This window comes from Streptomyces sp. NBC_00094 (assembly GCF_026343125.1).
GTDB lineage: Bacteria > Actinomycetota > Actinomycetes > Streptomycetales > Streptomycetaceae > Streptomyces.
In genome coordinates, this window is the sequence record NZ_JAPEMB010000001.1 from 167,195 (window position 1) to 182,782 (window position 15,588).

Sequence of the window (15,588 nt, forward strand, 5' to 3'; positions counted from 1 at the left end):
GCGCCCCGATGCCCCTGCCCCAGCTCGTCCCCGAACCCACCCAGCTCTCACCGCTTCCCGGCAGGTTCACCTTCGACGCCACGACCGCGCTCCGGGTCTCGCCCGGCGCGGACGGCGCGGCCGGACTCCTGCGCACCCTGCTCGGACCGGCCACCGGGCTGCCGCTGCCCGCCAGTCCCGACGGTTCCGTCGTCCTGGCCCTCGACCGGGCCCTCACGGGCCTCGGAGAGGAGGGATACGGCCTCACCATCGGCCCCGAAGGGGTGCTGCTGCGGGCCGCCCGCCCCCAGGGCCTCCTCGCCGGAGTCCAGACGCTCCGCCAGCTCCTGCCCGTCGAGGCACTCGGCGACGCGCCGGCGCCCGGCGTCGCGTGGTCCGTCCCCTGCGTGCAGATCACCGACACCCCGCGCTTCCCCTGGCGCGGCTCCATGCTGGACGTGGCCCGCCGGTTCCGTCCGGTCTCCTTCCTCCGGCGGTACGTCGACCTCCTCGCCCTCCACAAACTCAACGTCCTCCACCTCCACCTCACCGACGACCAGGGCTGGCGGATGCCGGTCGCCGCGCTCCCCCGGCTCACCGAGGTCGGCGGGGTGCCGCACGGCGGCGCCTACACCCGTGCCGAGCTCACCGGCCTGGTCGCGTACGCGGCGGAGCGCGGCGTCACCGTCGTCCCCGAGATCGAGATGCCCGGCCATGTCCGTGCCGCGCTCGCCGCCTATCCCGAGCTCGGCAACCACCCCGGCCGCACCTATGACGTCTGGGACCGGTGGGGCGTCTGCGACACGATCCTCGGAGTCCACGACGAGGCCCTCGCCTTCTGCCGCACCGTCCTGGACGAGGTGATGGACGTCTTCCCCTCCCCGTACGTCCACATCGGCGGCGAGGAGTGCCCCACCAGCGAGTGGCACACCTCCCCGGCCGCGCGCCGACGGGCCGCCGAGGAGGGGCTGCCCGGTCCCGAGGCCCTGCACGGCTGGTTCATGGAGCGGATCGGACGCCACCTGCTCGACGCCGGCCGCCGGCCGCTCAGCTGGACGGAGAACGGCGCCGACCTCCCGTCGTACTTCACCGTGATGCCGTGGCGCGACGCCGACCACGGCCGTGTCGCCGTCCGGCGCGGGCACCGCGTGATCATGGCGCCCCACCGCACGACGTACCTGGACTACCCCCAGTCCACGAGCCCCGCCGAACCGCCGGGCCAGGCGGGCGAGGTCGTCGACCTGCGCACCGTCCACGGGAACGATCCGGCGCCGGCGGAGTGGAGCCCCGAGGAGTCCGCCCGGGTCCTCGGCTCCCAGGCGCAGCTGTGGACCGAGTACGTCCCCACGGCGGAGCACGCCGAGTACCTCACGTTCCCGCGGCTCTGCGCCCTGGCCGAGGTCGTCTGGACCGGCCGCCGTGACTGGCCCGGCTTCCAGGAACGCCTCCGCCACCACAGGACCCGGCTCGACACCCTCGGGGTGCCGCGCCGCCTTCCGCCCACGTCGGTCCCCACCTGAGGAGAGGAACCCATGAACAACCCCCTGAACCACCGCACGAAGACCCCCGGCCCGCGGCTCCGCGCCGCCCTCGCCGTCGCCGCCGTGACCGGGCTCGGCGCCACCGCCCTCACCGCTCTTCCGGCGGCCGCGGCGGGCGAGGCCGTCACCGTCCAGTACCGGCAGAGCGCCGGCGGCAGCGACCAGGTGGAGCCCTGGCTGAAGGTGGTCAACACCGGTACGTCGAGCGTCCCGTTGAGCCAGGTCAAGGTGCGCTACTACTTCAAGGCCGACGCGGGGGCGTCGTACACGTACGCCTGCTCCTGGGCCGTGAAGGGCTGCGCGAACCTCACGGGTACCTTCGGCGCCCTGGCCAACCCCACCGCGACGGCGGACCGCTACCTGGAGGTCGGTTTCACGGCCGGGGCCGGCTCGCTCGCCCCCGGCGCGGACACCGGCGACATGCAGCTGCGCTTCCACCGCTCCAACTGGCAGCCGCTGAACCAGAACGACGACTACTCCTTCGGACCGGGCCAGACCTCGTACACGAACTGGTCGAAGGTCACCGCGACCGTCGGCGGCATGCCGGTCTGGGGCACCGCACCCACGGGCAACGAACCCACCCCGACCCCGACCGGCCCGACCCCCACCCCGACCGACCCGACGACTCCGCCGCCCGCCGGGGCCGCGCTCTTCGACGACTTCGACTACAGCGGCCACACGGACCCGGCGATCACCGCCCACGGCTGGAGCGTGCGCTCCAACTCCGGCGGCCCCGGCGTACCCGGTGCCACCTGGGCCCCCGAGAACGTCACCTTCGCCAAGGAGGGAACGAACTCGATCATGAACCTGCGGAGTTCGACCGCCGGTACGGGCGAGTCCACGAAGCACACCGAGATCCTCACCCGGGCGACGAAGTTCAAGAACGGCACGTACGCGGCGCGTGTGCGCTTCTCCGACGCGCCGCTGTCCGGCCCTGACGGCGACCGCGTCGTCCAGACCTTCTTCACGATCAACGACCTCAAGGCGCCGATGGCCGACGACTACGCCGAGTACGACTTCGAGTACCTGCCCAACGGCGGCTGGGGCGAGCCCGCCAACATCCTCTACACCACGTCGTGGGAGACGTACCGGCCCGATCCCTGGGAGGCCGTGAACCAGCACTCCGAGGTCCGCGCGAGTTACGCGGGCTGGCACGACCTCGTCCTCACCGTCGACGACAACGCGATCGTGTACTACGTCGACGGCCAGGAGTTCGGCCGCCACGACGCCCGCTACCTGCCCGAACGTCCCATGTCGATCAACTTCAACCAGTGGCTGATCGACCTGGCCGGCCAGACCTCGACGACACCCCGCGCCTACGACCAGAAGGTCGACTACGTCCTGCACGTCAAGGACCAGGTCCTGACCCCGGCCCAGGTGACGGCCAGGATCGCCGCCTACCGCTCGTCCCAGACGACCTTCGAGGACTCCGTACCGGCCGTGTCGTAACCGAACCCGCCCGCTGGGCGGTACCGGCGGCTCCACCTCGGTGGGGTCGCCGGTCGGCATGGGTCGTGAATGGCCTGAATTGGACGCGTTCGGCCGACGGTCGTGGGGAACGATCACCGGCGTGCGTCGAGGAGAGGTCAGGGGTACGTGAGGCAGTCGACCGTCGCCGAGGCTTGGGGTGGTGCGGAGGAGTTCGTCGCTCTGTCGGCATCCCTCAGCGGGTTCGATGTGACCGAGCTGGAGAAGACGGGGATGGCCTCCGCGTACGCGGAGTTCGTCGCGGGACGGGTGGGCGCCGTGCCCTGCCGGGCCTTGCGGGACGGGTGGGCAGGGGGACGGACGGAGCCGGGTTCCGTCGGGGAGGTGGCCGAAGGGCTGGACGAGGAGGTCCTCGCGCTGGCCCGGGCGGTCACCCAGCTCTGGTACACGGGCTGTTGGCCGGGGTTCGCCGGATCGGCGCCCGTCGTGGTCTCCGAGCGGGCCTACGCCGAGGGGCTGGTGTGGCGGGTCCTCGGCGGGTACGCGCCCGGGGTCGGCCGGCCCGGGTTCGGAAGCTGGTCCGAGGCGCCCGGAAGGGTCGGCCGATGAGCCCCGGAGGCGGGGCCGCTGCCCCGCACGGCTCCTACGACGTCATCGTCGTCGGGGGCGGCATCGCCGGTTCGCTGGTCGCCCGACGGCTCGGGGACCTCGGTCGGCGGGTGCTGGTCCTGGAGGCCGGGCCCGCCGCGGCCGACCCCGAGGCCGGGCACCGGGCCGCCCTGCGGACGTACCTCACGGCCGGGGCCAAGGTCCCCGGCTCCCCGTACGTCCCCAGCCCGGAGGCCACCTGGCCGGAGGTCACCGACCTGACGGGTCTGCCCTCGGGCGGGTACGCGGCCGAGGGCCACCTGATCCAGCGGGGCCCCCTCCCGTACGCCAGCGGTTACGTCCGCGTCAACGGCGGCACCGGGAACGTGTGGACCGGCCTCACCCCGAGGATGCACCCGGAGGACTTCCGTACGGCGGAGTTCGGCTACGGCCGCAGCTGGCCGATCGGCTACGACGAGCTGGAGCCCCACTACCGGGCCGCCGAGTACGAGATCGGGGTCGCCGCCGACGTCGACGAGCAGCGCGAGCACGTCGGGCTGCCGTTCCCCGAGGAGTACGTCTTCCCCATGCGGGCCCTGCCCGCCAGCCATCTCGACCGGATCGTCGCCGCGCGTCTCGACGGCCGCCGCCTGGCCGACCCGGCCACCGGGGACCCGGTCGTCCTGCGCGTCACCGGCACCCCGCACGGCCGCAACAGCACGCCGGATCCGCTCTACGACGGCGGTGCCGGGTACGTCCCCGTGGGCGCGCACGGCCGGCCCGACCCCGGGAGCCGCTGCCTCGGCAGCGCCAGCTGCATCCCGCTCTGCCCCAGCCACGCCAAGTACACGCCGCTGAAGACCCAGGCCCGCTGGAGCGACACGGTGACCCTGGTCGACCGGGCCGTCGTCGACCGGGTCCTCGTCGACGGCAACGGCCGTGCCACCGGCGTCGAGTACCTGGCCTGGAACGCGTCCGGTCCGGTCACCCGGCGCACGGTCTCCGCCGACGTGGTCGTCCTGGCCGCGCACGCCGTCGAGAACGCCCGTCTGCTCCTTCTCTCCGGACTCGCCAACCGGAGCGACCAGGTCGGCCGGAACCTCATGGACCATCCGGTGCTGCTCACCTGGGGGCTTCTGCCCGAGCCGGTCGGTCCCTACCGGGGTCCCGGTTCCACCTCCGGTCTGGAGGGCTTCCGGTTCGGCCCCGCCCGCCGCGCCCGCGCCCCGTTCCGTGTCGAGATCGGCAACTGGGGCTGGGTGTGGGCCAAGGGGCCCGTCGACGGGGACGTCGCCGAACTCCTCAGGACCGGGGGCGAACACGGCCGGGGCCTCTTCGGCGAGGCGCTCCGGACGGCGGTGCGGGAGCGCCTCGGGCGGCAGTTCACGCTCCAGTTCGAGATGGAGCAGGAGGCGGACCCGGCGAATCGCGTCACCCTGGACCCCGACCGGCGCGACGCGCTGGGGCTCCCGCGCCCGGTGGTGTCGTACGACCTCTCGCCCCACGTCAAGGAGGGCATGGCCGCCGCGCGCCAGGTCTCCGACCGGATCTTCGCCCTGCTCGGCGCCGAGGACCACACCGATCACCCGGCCGGTCCGGCGTGGCCGGGCCGCTTCGAGCACCGGGGCACGACCTACGCCTACCGGGGAGCCGGCCACGCGGCGGGCACGCACATCATGGGCGACGACCCCGCCACCTCCGTGGTCGACTCCGACCAGCGCTGCTGGGACCACCCCGGCCTGTACGCCGTGGGCTGCGGAAGCATGCCCTCGGTCGCCACCTCCAACCCGACCCTGACCATGGCCGCCCTGGCGCTGCGCAGCGCCGGGGCGATCGCCCGCGAGCTCACCGCCCGCGACCGGCCCGCCGTCATCACTCCAGGAGACGCCCCGTGACCTCCCTGCCGCTGCCGCCCGTCCCCGCGCCGTACCAACTGCCGTTCCACTACGGGGCGCTGCACCAGATCGGGGTGGACTACCTCGTGGATCCGGAGCCGGTGCGGGATCTGCTCGCCAAGCACCACCCGGCCCTGAGCGCCGCCGAGTTCGAGGGGCGGGCGGTGGTGTCCCTGAACTACCAGCTCTACTTCGCCCAGTACGCGTTCGGTGGCGGTATCACCCAGGAGATCGAGTTCAACGTCATCGCCCACCCGACGACGGAGGCGCACCGGCTGCCGCGCCTCTCGTACGAGGAGTACGCCCACGGTGTCGACCAGACCCGGCTGCTCGGCATCGCCCGCATCCATGTCCTGTGCGACAACCCGCTGGCGATCGACGCGGGACGCCGTCTCTTCGCCGAGCCCAAGCATCCGGGGTGGTTCGAGACGACGATGCCCTCGCCCAACGGCCCGGCCGGCGCCTCCTGGTCCGTGCGCTGCCGCAAGGCCACGGCGGGCCCGGACGGCGCGGACGCCGTGGTCCGTCACGACGCCGACGTCTTCACCCTCACCGCCGATCTCACCGGTCTGTCCTCGACCCCGGCGAACAACGCCCCGGTCACCGGCTACGGGACCGACGCCGAGGGGCGCGCGCTGGCGGGCCCGATGAACCTCTACCAGCCCTACCGTCACCACGCCCTCGACCCCGCCACCGACGCCGACCGCGTCCGCCTGACCGTCCACGACGACGCGACACCCCTCGGAGAGGACCTCACCACGCTCGTCGGCGCCGTCCCCGCGGCCGGCGCCTGGACCTTCCAGTCGCCCCCGGTGGCCGCCCACAACCGCGCGTACTACCTGCCGGGGCCGCGCTGAACCGCTGCCACACGCGGAGGTCAGGGGCTTTCGAGGCGCCATTCCTGACCGGGAGCACCGCTCGCCGCCCGCTGGACGATCCGGGCCCCGTCGCTCACGGAGCCGTTCTCCACGTCGGCGTACAGGCCGCTCGACACGTTGACGAGGTGGTACCGGCCGCCGGCCGGGGCGGGCTCCAGTCGCCACCACTGGTTCGGGCTGTCGGTGTTCGTCCACTGGTCGAGGGCCTGGCCGTCCGTCGGGGAGGCTCCGGGGTTGTCGAGGACCCGCCCGCTGTGGACGTTGCGGAGGCGGAAGGAGCCGTCGTAGCCGGGCTGGACCGACCACCGCTGGTTGTCCCCTCCGTTCCAGGGCCACTGGATGACGTCGGCGCCGTCGGCGGACGAGACCCCCGAGACGTCCAGGACCTTCCCGCTGTGCTGGTTGACCACCCGGAAGGTGCCGGTCATCAGCCCGAGGGTGAGCTGGGTCCTGACCCCGGCGGCCAGGGTGACCGTCCGCGCGTGGTCGCCCAGCGGGGAGGGGGCCACGCCGACGGTCGCGGACACCGAGGCGATGCCGCGTCGGCAGACCAGGGTGACGTCCTGCGCGATGTCGGAGACGAGCGTGACGGTGGCGCTGCGGGCGGTCGTGTCCCAGCTCAGGCTCTCCACGAGGACGCGGTTGCGGCCGCGCACCCCGCGGATCGCGCCCCGGACGAACTCCTCGGGCAGGGCCGGGAGGAGTTCGAGGATTCCCGGACGTGTGTAGAGCAGGGCCTCGGACACGACCGCGGGGAGGGCGTTGGCGGCGTCGGCGTTGTAGATGTGCAGATCGGGGTTGTGGGAGGTCATCAGCGAGCGCCAGACCATGTTGCTGCCGAGGATCTTCCGGATGTTGTCGTAGACGCCGGCTCCGTCCTTGAGGCGGGCCCGGGCGAGGGCACGGTGCAGGCTGCCGTGGGCCGAGATGTTCTCGTCGCCGCGCAGGTCGAGGGCGCGGCGGGAGGCGCGGACCAGCTCGGGCGTCTCCTCGGGGTTGACCTCGTGCAGGGGCCAGGCGCCGTAGAGGTGCTGGACGTGCCGGTGGTTGTAGCGGTCGGCGAGCCCGGGCCAGGACCACTCGGCGAGTGCGCCGTCCTCGTTGATGTCGTAGGCGGGAAGCCTGTCCAGCAGGGCGGTCCATCGGTCCACCCCCTGTCCCGGTCCCTGTTCGACGCCGAGGGCGCGGGCCGCCTCGACCGCGGAGCGGAGCGCGTGCCGACCGGCCATGATGTCGCCGGTGGCGTTGACGGAGAGCATCTGCCCGGTGTTGGAGGGCGAGTTCTCCATGGAGAAGGACGGCACGAAGACAACCTTCCCTTCGGCGTCGGTCCGGGTGAGGAAGTCCTCGTAGAAGAGGGCGAGTTCCATCAGCGCCGGTCCGAGCTCGTCCCTGAGGAAGGCGTTGTCGCCGGTGACCTGGTAGTGCTCCACGAGGGGGTAGAGGAGCCAGTCCGCGCCGCCGGTCCAGCACTGACCGGGGAAGTCGCCGCCGTTGAAGTGGAGCATGTGGCCGCTCTCGCCGTCGGTGCGACTCGGAGCGAGGAACCCGCGGGCGCCGTACAGCCGGGTGGCGTTGTGGCGCCAGTCGTCGAGCTGGCCGAGGATCAGGTCGAAATAGCCCCGCATCGCCGTGCCGTGGCCGAGGATGTTGCCGCCGGCGACCTGGAGGTTGATGTTGGCGTCGGTGGTGAAGTCGTCGGCCCAGGCGCCGTTCCACGTGCCGGACCAGACGCCGGTCAGCCGAGGCGGCAGCACGCCCGAGGAGCTCACGAAGAGGTAGCGGCCGGAGTCGTACATCCGCTCCAGGAGGGCGAGGTCGACCCTCGACCGGTCGCTGTTCTGGCGTGCGGTCAGCTCGCTGGTGGACAGCCGTCGGTCGGCGTCCGGTACGGCGAGGTCGAGGGTGGAGGCGTCGAACAGGGCCCGGTGCAGCGGGGTGTGGCGGGCCAGCAGGGTCGCGTAGTCGGCGGGGAGGGCGGCGAGGGCCGTGTGCAGGGGCTTGGCGTTCCAGTCGCCGGACGACTCGTAGCGGTCGAGCCGGGTGAGGAGCACCACCTTGGCGGCCTTGGCGACGACGAGGGCGCCGCCGCCGGCCGTCACGGAGGCCTTGGTGCCGGTGACGACGACCCGCGTCACGCCTTCGTAGCCGTACGCCCCCTGGCCCGCGGGGTAGGTGCCGCGCAGGTTGAGGTAGCCGTCGCGGCCGCCGAGTGTGGCGATCGCGGTGAAGGAGACGTCGTTCGGTACCCCTTCGAGGGCCGTGTTCGCCCTGATGGTGGTGTCGACGGTCCGCCCGGGCGCGGGGGTGAGCTCGTGGACGACGACCCGGTCCGCGCGGGAGACGAAGACGCGGCGCTTCCAGACGCCGGAGCCGTCGCTCCAGGTGTGGGTGATCTCCCCGCTGCGGAAGTCGGTCGTGCGGGCGTAGTTCTCGGCCGTGCTCATCGCCGGGCTGCTCAGGCGCAGTTCGTAGCCGGGGTGGAACGTCTGCGTCCAGCGGAGGGTCCATCCGGAGGCGAACGCGGCTGCGGCGCCGCCGTAGTCCCCCGCGAGGGCGCTGTCCCGGACGGACTCCAGCCGGTCGGCGAGCAGCGGCGGTTCGGTGTCGCGCGTGCCGTTGGGCAGGACGAAGCCGTGGTGGTTGAGCAGGATCCGCTCCTCCGTCGGCGTGCCGTACGCCACCGCGCCGTACTCTCCGTTGCCGCTGACGAACCCGTCGGTCCACGCGGTGGCGGCGGAGGTGTCGTAGATGCCCCGCTCGGGCAGCGTGGCCCCCGGCGGGACCGCGGCCGCCGCCCGTGGCGCCGCGAGTCCGGGGAGGGCGATCGCCCCCGCGGCCAGGGCGGTCGCGGTCATGAACCGTCTGCGGCCGAGGGGTGCTTCGGGGAATGCGTCGGGGAGGTGCATGGTGGCGGCTCCGTTCACCGAGGGGAGGGGTAGCAGGCAGCAGGTAGCAGGCAGCCCAAAGGTGACGACGACGCTCATGTTTACGTAACCATTGGGCGCCGCAAGTGCAGCATGGCGCCACCGGAGGCGTCAATGCCCGTGCACGCCCGCGCACTCACGACGCCCGGGACGTCAGGCGGGCAGGCCGTGGGGGTGCGAGGAGCGGCGCGCCGCGAAGAGAAGCGCGTGGATCCGGACGCCCGCCTGGTCGATGTCGAACACCGGGGTGGGGAAGGGCAGTCGGACGTCCCGGTGCCCCTGCGGATACTCCAGGCGCAGGGTGATCCCGTAGCGGTCCAGGGCGAGGGGAAGGGCGCGGGTCATCCCTCGTTCGGGCAGCGGGCGGACGAGGCGCAGCAGCAGGGGGATCAGTTCACTGTGGCTGTCGACGAGGTGGGTCAGCATGGACGCCTCACAGGAGGCGATGGGGTCGACCTCGGTCGCGTGGAGTTCATCCAGGGTGACGTACGCGCGGCCGTCGGCGTCCTCCAGGAGTGCCTGGCCGAACTCCACGCACGTGCTCCCGGGCGCCTCCTGCTCGTAGCGCGCACCCAGCAGTCCGGTCAGGGTGACGCGCGCCCTCAGGCGTTCCCGTACGGGAGTGGGAGCGATGTCGGTGAACTCCAGGCGTACGGGGATGCGCGCGCTCTGCCCGAAGTGCCCCTCCTCGGCGGGGTCGTGGAGATGAAGGCGACTCATCGGTCCCGTCCCGCCCAGGTGCCGCACTTCTTGGTGCTGCCCGTCTGTGACGACGGTCATCGAGTGGGCCGAGGACAGGATCGACCGCACGCGTTCGACGGCGGTGGGGCGCGTGGCGCGGGTGGGGAAGGGGCGCATCCGAGCTCTCCGGGGACGAGGGAGGAAGAAACCCAAGTCGTTACTTAGGTAAGGCTCACCTTACCTAAGCGGAGGGGTGCGGGGGAAGTCCGCGCCGAGGGGCCGGGTCCGTCGGTGACGGGCCCGGCCCCTCGGGGACGTTCGGTCAGACGCGGTCGGCCGCGATCAGGACGTACTGGAACGAGCCGTCCTTGTACGACTCGATGAACGCCTCCTCGATACCGGTGACCAGGGAGGACGTCGCCCGCAGCTCCCAGTACGGGAGGGTCTCGGGCGTCAGGTCGACGACGGCCTGCGGAACGAGGCGGTTGTCGGCCATCGCGCGGAGGTACTCCCGGCGGGAGTGGATGTTGCACTCGAAGTGCGCGTTGATCTGGGAGACCCACTTCGACGGCTGCCCGTACCGCGGGTTCCAGCAGCCGGTGATGGTCACGTACCGGCCGCCGACCTTGAGGAAGCGGGAGTGCTCGGCGAAGAGGTCGTCGAGGTCGACGTACATGCTCGACTCGTTGTTCCACGAGGCGGCGATGCTGCCCTTCTCGAACGGGGTGTCGAGCATGTTGCAGACCCGTGCCCGGACGTGGTCGTCGATCCCCAGCTCCTGCGCGCGCCGGTTGCCGAACTCGGCCTGCGTGGAGGAGAGGGTGACGCCCTCGACCTTGCAGCCGAAGCGCTGGTGGGCCATGACGCTCGAACCGCCGCGGCCGCAGCCGGCGTCGACGAGCGTGTCGCCCTGCCCGATGACGCCGAGGTGGTCCAGGAGCACCTCGGCCTGCGCGGACTCCAGGCGGTGCAGTTCGGCGATCAGCTTCTTCTCGTACTCGCTGTCCTGGGTGTCCCCGAGGGCCGCGTGGTCGACGTCGCCGATGCCGTAGTGGTGGTGGTAGAGCCCGTCGACGTCGCCGAGACGCAGGTTCACGGGCCTCGCCTCCTGGTTCCAGTAGCGGGCGATGTCGCTCTGGTAGGGCGACGCCGGCGACGGAACGAATGCGGAGGTGCCGGGGGCGGTGGTGAGCTCGGTGCTGGTCACAGAGGGATCCATTTCTTACCAGAAATCGGGCAGGCTGTAGCGGTAGGTGTTGGTCTGGTGCCAGTAGTGGTTGCCGTCGACCCACACGGCCACGCCCCGCAGGAAGCGCAGCACGCTGGGGACGGGACAGGCGGCGGCCAGGTCGGCGGCTTCGGCCTCGAAGTCGCGCATGAGGTCGTTGTGGACCTCGACCGCCTTCAGGTAGGCGTCCCGCTCGGAGAGGCCCTCCCGGTCGGCGAGCACCACGGGCAGGTTCATGTGCCGTCCGGGGGCGGCGAGTTCCTTCGTGTACGAGTAGAGGTCGTTGACGATCGTGCTGGCGTTCCCGGCGAGCGCGAGCACCCGCTGCATGGCCGGCTGGGCGTGCAGGTCCGTCGGCAGTTCGTAGCCGCCGACGGTGTCGGTGATGGTGGGACACGGCCGGAAGTTGTTGAACTGCCGCATCGTCAGGTACTCCCACACCTCGGGGGTGTGGTCCGTCTGCGCCCAGGCGGCCTCCGCCAGGTACCCCAGGTGCAGCCGGGCCATGTCGTGCCGGAAGCGGTCGGCCTGGGAGGGCGTGGAGTCCCGGACGAAGTACTCCATGGCCGAGCGGTACGCGCGCCGCGGGGCGTCCGCGTGGAGCGACTCGGCCCACGGCGGCTGGTACTCGCTCGTCGTGTGCACCGGGTCGAGTGCGGTGTGCGCGAGGAGAAGGCGCCCGCCGAGGCCGATGGGCGACCCCCCGTGGTCCTCGCAGTAGTAGTCGTCGACCGCGTTCTCCGCGACCATCAGTCGCGTCGCGATCATCAGGTGGTCGACGGTCGGGGCGTCCGGGTGGCAGGCCACCATGTACCGGCCGACGGAGAAGCCGTCGAACTGCCCCTCCCACTCCTCGGGGTACAGCCGGATCTCGTCCAGCGCCCAGTCCTTGATCCTGCGGCTGACCTCCTCCACCCGTACCGGATCGGGCTCCGCCACCGGGTGGTAGTAGAGGCCCGGGATGTGGAGGGCGTCGACGGGCGCCTCGCTCTCCACGGGCTCCGGCGCCGGCGGTTCCTCGCGCCGGGCCAGGCTCAGACTCGCCGTGCCCAGACCGCTGGGGCCGCGCAGGATCCGGCCGAGGTCGGGCCCCGGCTCCCCCACCGCGGCGGGAACGGCGGCGGGGACGGAGGGGAGGACCGCGTCCACGGCGTCGACGCCGACGGAGTCGGCCTGGGCGAGGACGTGGGCCCCGAAGTGGGCAGCGGCGGCGGGGAGGCTCGACTGCAGAGGGGAAAGCCCGGGCTCGGGCATCCGTGACTCCTTGAGGGGGTGAGTGGTCCGTCCCTGTTCCCGGGCACGCTCGATCGACCCGGCAGGGGCCGGGCTGTCGTACCGGTCGGACGGATGCGGCGCTGAAGGGTGCGGCGCTTGAGGCTGCGGCTCCGGAGAAGCTGAGGAGCTGAGGAGCTGAGGAGCCGAGGAGCTAGGCGCGCCTGCGGGCGATCTGGACGTTCTCCAGTACGCCGAGCGCGTTGGGCACCAGGATCGCGGCGGAGTAGTACGTGGTGACCAGGTACGACATGATCGCCTGCTCGCTGATGCCCATGAACCGCACGGACAGGCCCGGCTCGTACTCCTCGGGCAGGCCCGTCTGGCGCAGGCCGATGACGCCCTGGTTGTCCTCGCCGAGGCGCATGGCGAGGATCGAGCTGGTGTTCTCCTTGCTGATGGGGATCTTGTTGCAGGGCAGGATCGGCACCCCGCGCCAGGCCGGGACCTGGTGTCCGTCGAGCTCGACCGTGTCCGGGTAGAGCCCGTGGGCGTTCCACTCGCGCCCGATCGCGGCGATCGTCCGGGGGTGGGCGAGGAAGAGCTTGGTGCCGCGGCGGCGGGTCAGCAGCTCGTCGAGGTCGTCGGGGGTGGGCGGGCCCGAGTGGGTCTGGATCCGCTGCTTGAAGTCGGCGTTGTGGAGGAGGCCGAACTCCCGGTTGTTGATCAGCTCGTGCTCCTGGCGCTCGCGCAGCGCCTCGATGGTGAGCCTGAGCTGTTCCTCCGTCTGGTTCATCGGGCCGTTGTAGAGGTCGGCGACGCGGGTGTGGACCTTGAGGACGGTCTGGGCGACGGAGAGTTCGTACTCGCGCGGCTTGAGCTCGTAGTCCACGAAGGCGCCCGGGAGGGCGACCTCGCCGGTGTGACCGGCCGACATCGCGATCTCGGCCTCGCCGTGACGGTTCTGCCGCTGCAGGGGCAGCGTGCTGAACTGCTCGATGTGCGTCCGGAGGGTCGGAGCCGAGGAGAGCACGGAGGCGAAGTCGGCGCGGGAGAGGGTGAGCAGGGTGCCGGAGGTCTCGGCGGTGGCGGTGTAGTCCCACCTGGCGTCGGCGTCCAGGAGGGCGTTCTCGCCGAACCGGTCGCCGTCGGCGAGGACGGCGACGGCTACCTCGTCGCCGTACTTGCCGACGGAGGTCTGGTTGATCCGGCCGTGGGCGATGAGGTGGATCTGCTCGGCGGCGGCGCCGCGCTGCACCAGCACCTCGCCGGCGGCGAAGTCGCGCTGGACGCACCGGCCGGCGAGCGCGGTGAGGACGTCGTCGTCCTCGAAGCCGCGGAGCAGGGCCAGTTCGCCGAGCTCGCGCGGGATCACCCGGACGCGGGAGCCGTCCTGGACGAAGTCGACGCGCCCGTCGCCGACGGTGTAGCTCAGGCGGCGGTTCACCCGGTAGGCGCCGCCCTTCGTCTCCACCCACGGAAGCATCCGGAGCAGCCAGCGGGAGGAGATCTCCTGCATCTGCGGGGCGGACTTGGTCGTGGTGGCGAGGTTGCGGGCAGCCGCGGTGCTCAGGCTGGACTGCCGGGGCGGCTCCACCTGGGCTTCCGGGCCAGTCTCAACTGTCATCGGGGCGCGTTCTCCTTCGGGTGGACGACACACGGGGTGCGGGCGTCGACCGGTAAAAGAGGAAATAAGGGGTTAATCTCTGGGAATTCGTCCAGATCCCGGGGAACAGTAACGGCTGGTACGCGGCGCTCGCCCCATGAGTTCGGGGGCATTACCCCGAAGCAGTGATCTTGCTCCATTCGGGGTTTATCCGGGTGATCGACAGTATCCAGCCACCCTGGCCGTGGAACGCAAAAGCCCTCCGGCTCCGTGTGGCGGGAGCGGGAGGGCTTGGGCGGGGGAAGCGGCTACGCGCGGCCGGCGGCCATGTCCATCAGGCGGGCGAGGACGCGGCCGCCCGAGGAGGCGACGCCGTCGTGCTCCCACTCGTTGGTGACCCAGGCGCGGGCGGCGCCGATGTGTCGGGCCGTGCGCAGGGAGATGCCCGCGTCGACGTACATGTCGTCGTGGTAGACGATCGCGGCGAGCGGTACCTCGTTGGCCGCGAGGCGGTCCAGGTCGTAGAGGGCCGGCCAGTCGGTGCGCTCGGCGAGGAGGTCGGCGGCATCGGCGAAGGGGCGCAGGCCCTTGATCTCCCGGAACATCCAGGGGTACATCATCTCGCCGGTGAACAGGAGGGGGTCCGCGTCCTCGGCGAACTCGGGGAAGTCGGCCAGCGCGCGGGAGGCGGCCCAGCCGGTCCGTCCGGCGCCCTGTCCGTACAGGGTCTCCTGCATGACGGCGAACAGCGGGTTGTCGGTGAAGCCGGTCGCGGTCATCACCTGAAGCAGGAAGGTGTCGCTCAACTCGCCGTCCGCGCCGAGGGCTTCGTCGAGGAGCCAGTGGACGCGCTCGAAGCCGTCGCCCATGCCGAGCGCGAGGCCGAGCGTGCGCAGGCGGTGCGGGGTGAGCCGGTCGCCGTCCGGGAGGCGGACGTCGTCGGCCGCGAGGAGGTCGGCGATCTTCCTCAGACGGGGGGCGTCCTCGGGGTAGCGGGCGTAGAAGTCGAGGACGCGGTCGCGGACGCGCGGGTAGGTGTGGGCGTACACGTCGTCTGCGGTGGCGGTGAGGCCGGGCAGGCCGCCGGTGACGTAGCAGGCCCGGAGGCCCTGGGGGGCCTGGGAGAGATAGGTGAGCGTGATGAAGCCGCCGTAGCTCTGCCCGAGGGTCTCCCAGGGGGTGTCGCCGCAGAGTTCGCGGCGTATCAGTTCCGCGTCCGCGACGATCGCGTCGGCCCGGAAGTGGGCGAGGTACCCGGCGAGGCTCTCCGGGGAGGCGAACCGGGCGGCGGACTTCGCGGTGACCGGGGTGGAGCGGCCCGTGCCGCGCTGGTCGAGGAGGAGGACGCGGTGGGTCGTGAGCGCGTGGGCCAGCCAGCCGGGGGAACCGGCCGACGGCCGGGGCGACTTGCCGCCGGGTCCGCCCTGGAGGTAGAGCAGCCAGGGCAGTTCCTCGCCCGCGCGGGCCGGGTCGGCGACCTCGCGGGCGAAGACCTCGATGGTGGGGCCGTCGGGGGCCGCGTGGTCCAGGGGGACGGTGAAGGTGTGGTCGACGGTGGCGTAGGCGGGGTTCATGGGGTCCTTCCACGGCCGCTGACGGCCGGTCGGATGTGGCATTGCATCGAT

General features: G+C 72.0%; 11 protein-coding genes. 5 read left to right on the forward strand and 6 right to left on the reverse strand.

Annotated features, from left to right (window positions below):
* Positions 1-8 precede the first annotated feature (8 nt).
* The 5 genes from OG580_RS00830 (at position 9) to OG580_RS00850 (ending at position 6,288) form a co-directional block, all read left to right on the forward strand.
* On the forward strand, positions 9-1,499 hold the full coding sequence (locus OG580_RS00830; protein ID WP_267041684.1) for a beta-N-acetylhexosaminidase: 1,491 nt from the start codon (positions 9-11) through the stop codon (positions 1,497-1,499).
* 12 nt (positions 1,500-1,511) lie between these two features.
* Positions 1,512-2,969 (forward strand): cellulose binding domain-containing protein, encoded by a 1,458-nt coding sequence (locus OG580_RS00835; protein WP_267041685.1) that lies wholly within the window; start codon positions 1,512-1,514, stop codon positions 2,967-2,969.
* Between the two features lie 147 nt (positions 2,970-3,116).
* On the forward strand, positions 3,117-3,557 hold the full coding sequence (locus OG580_RS00840) for a hypothetical protein (protein ID WP_267041686.1): 441 nt from the start codon (positions 3,117-3,119) through the stop codon (positions 3,555-3,557).
* Positions 3,554-5,431: a GMC family oxidoreductase gene (locus tag OG580_RS00845; RefSeq protein ID WP_267041687.1), complete on the forward strand. Its 1,878-nt coding sequence runs from the start codon at positions 3,554-3,556 to the stop codon at positions 5,429-5,431. Before OG580_RS00840 ends, OG580_RS00845 begins: the two co-directional genes overlap by 4 nt.
* Positions 5,428-6,288: a hypothetical protein gene (locus OG580_RS00850; RefSeq protein ID WP_267041688.1), complete on the forward strand. Its 861-nt coding sequence runs from the start codon at positions 5,428-5,430 to the stop codon at positions 6,286-6,288. Before OG580_RS00845 ends, OG580_RS00850 begins: the two co-directional genes overlap by 4 nt.
* A 20-nt stretch (positions 6,289-6,308) precedes the next feature.
* On the opposite strand, the gene OG580_RS00855 is transcribed toward OG580_RS00850, so the two are convergent.
* From OG580_RS00855 to OG580_RS00880, 6 genes are all read right to left on the reverse strand, one after another.
* Positions 6,309-9,218, reverse strand: a complete 2,910-nt coding sequence (locus OG580_RS00855; protein ID WP_267041689.1) for an RICIN domain-containing protein — start codon at positions 9,216-9,218, stop codon at positions 6,309-6,311.
* Between the two features lie 171 nt (positions 9,219-9,389).
* Positions 9,390-10,094: a DUF2470 domain-containing protein gene (locus OG580_RS00860; protein WP_267041690.1), complete on the reverse strand. Its 705-nt coding sequence runs from the start codon at positions 10,092-10,094 to the stop codon at positions 9,390-9,392.
* Positions 10,095-10,239: 145 nt separating this feature from the next.
* Positions 10,240-11,124 carry a geranyl diphosphate 2-C-methyltransferase gene (locus OG580_RS00865; protein ID WP_267041691.1) on the reverse strand — a complete coding sequence of 295 codons (885 nt, stop codon included), beginning with the start codon at positions 11,122-11,124 and terminating at the stop codon, positions 10,240-10,242.
* A gap of 15 nt (positions 11,125-11,139) precedes the next feature.
* On the reverse strand, positions 11,140-12,399 hold the full coding sequence (locus OG580_RS00870) for a family 2 encapsulin nanocompartment cargo protein terpene cyclase (protein ID WP_267041692.1): 1,260 nt from the start codon (positions 12,397-12,399) through the stop codon (positions 11,140-11,142).
* A gap of 172 nt (positions 12,400-12,571) precedes the next feature.
* Positions 12,572-13,984, reverse strand: coding sequence for a family 2B encapsulin nanocompartment shell protein (locus OG580_RS00875; protein WP_267041693.1), 1,413 nt, complete (start codon positions 13,982-13,984; stop codon positions 12,572-12,574).
* A gap of 287 nt (positions 13,985-14,271) precedes the next feature.
* Positions 14,272-15,537, reverse strand: coding sequence for an alpha/beta fold hydrolase (locus tag OG580_RS00880; RefSeq protein WP_267041694.1), 1,266 nt, complete (start codon positions 15,535-15,537; stop codon positions 14,272-14,274).
* Between the last annotated feature and the right edge of the window lie 51 nt (positions 15,538-15,588).

What these genes read in the sequence shown, in the direction of transcription:
- OG580_RS00830 (WP_267041684.1), top strand. Translation starts at nt 9, where the DNA reads ATGCCCCTGCCCCAGCTCGTCCCCGAACCCACCCAGCTCTCACCGCTT.
- OG580_RS00835 (WP_267041685.1), top strand. Translation starts at nt 1,512, where the DNA reads ATGAACAACCCCCTGAACCACCGCACGAAGACCCCCGGCCCGCGGCTC.
- OG580_RS00845 (WP_267041687.1), top strand. Translation starts at nt 3,554, where the DNA reads ATGAGCCCCGGAGGCGGGGCCGCTGCCCCGCACGGCTCCTACGACGTC.
- OG580_RS00855 (WP_267041689.1), bottom strand. Translation starts at nt 9,218, where the DNA reads ATGCACCTCCCCGACGCATTCCCCGAAGCACCCCTCGGCCGCAGACGG.
- OG580_RS00860 (WP_267041690.1), bottom strand. Translation starts at nt 10,094, where the DNA reads ATGCGCCCCTTCCCCACCCGCGCCACGCGCCCCACCGCCGTCGAACGC.
- OG580_RS00870 (WP_267041692.1), bottom strand. Translation starts at nt 12,399, where the DNA reads ATGCCCGAGCCCGGGCTTTCCCCTCTGCAGTCGAGCCTCCCCGCCGCC.
- OG580_RS00875 (WP_267041693.1), bottom strand. Translation starts at nt 13,984, where the DNA reads ATGACAGTTGAGACTGGCCCGGAAGCCCAGGTGGAGCCGCCCCGGCAG.
- OG580_RS00880 (WP_267041694.1), bottom strand. Translation starts at nt 15,537, where the DNA reads ATGAACCCCGCCTACGCCACCGTCGACCACACCTTCACCGTCCCCCTG.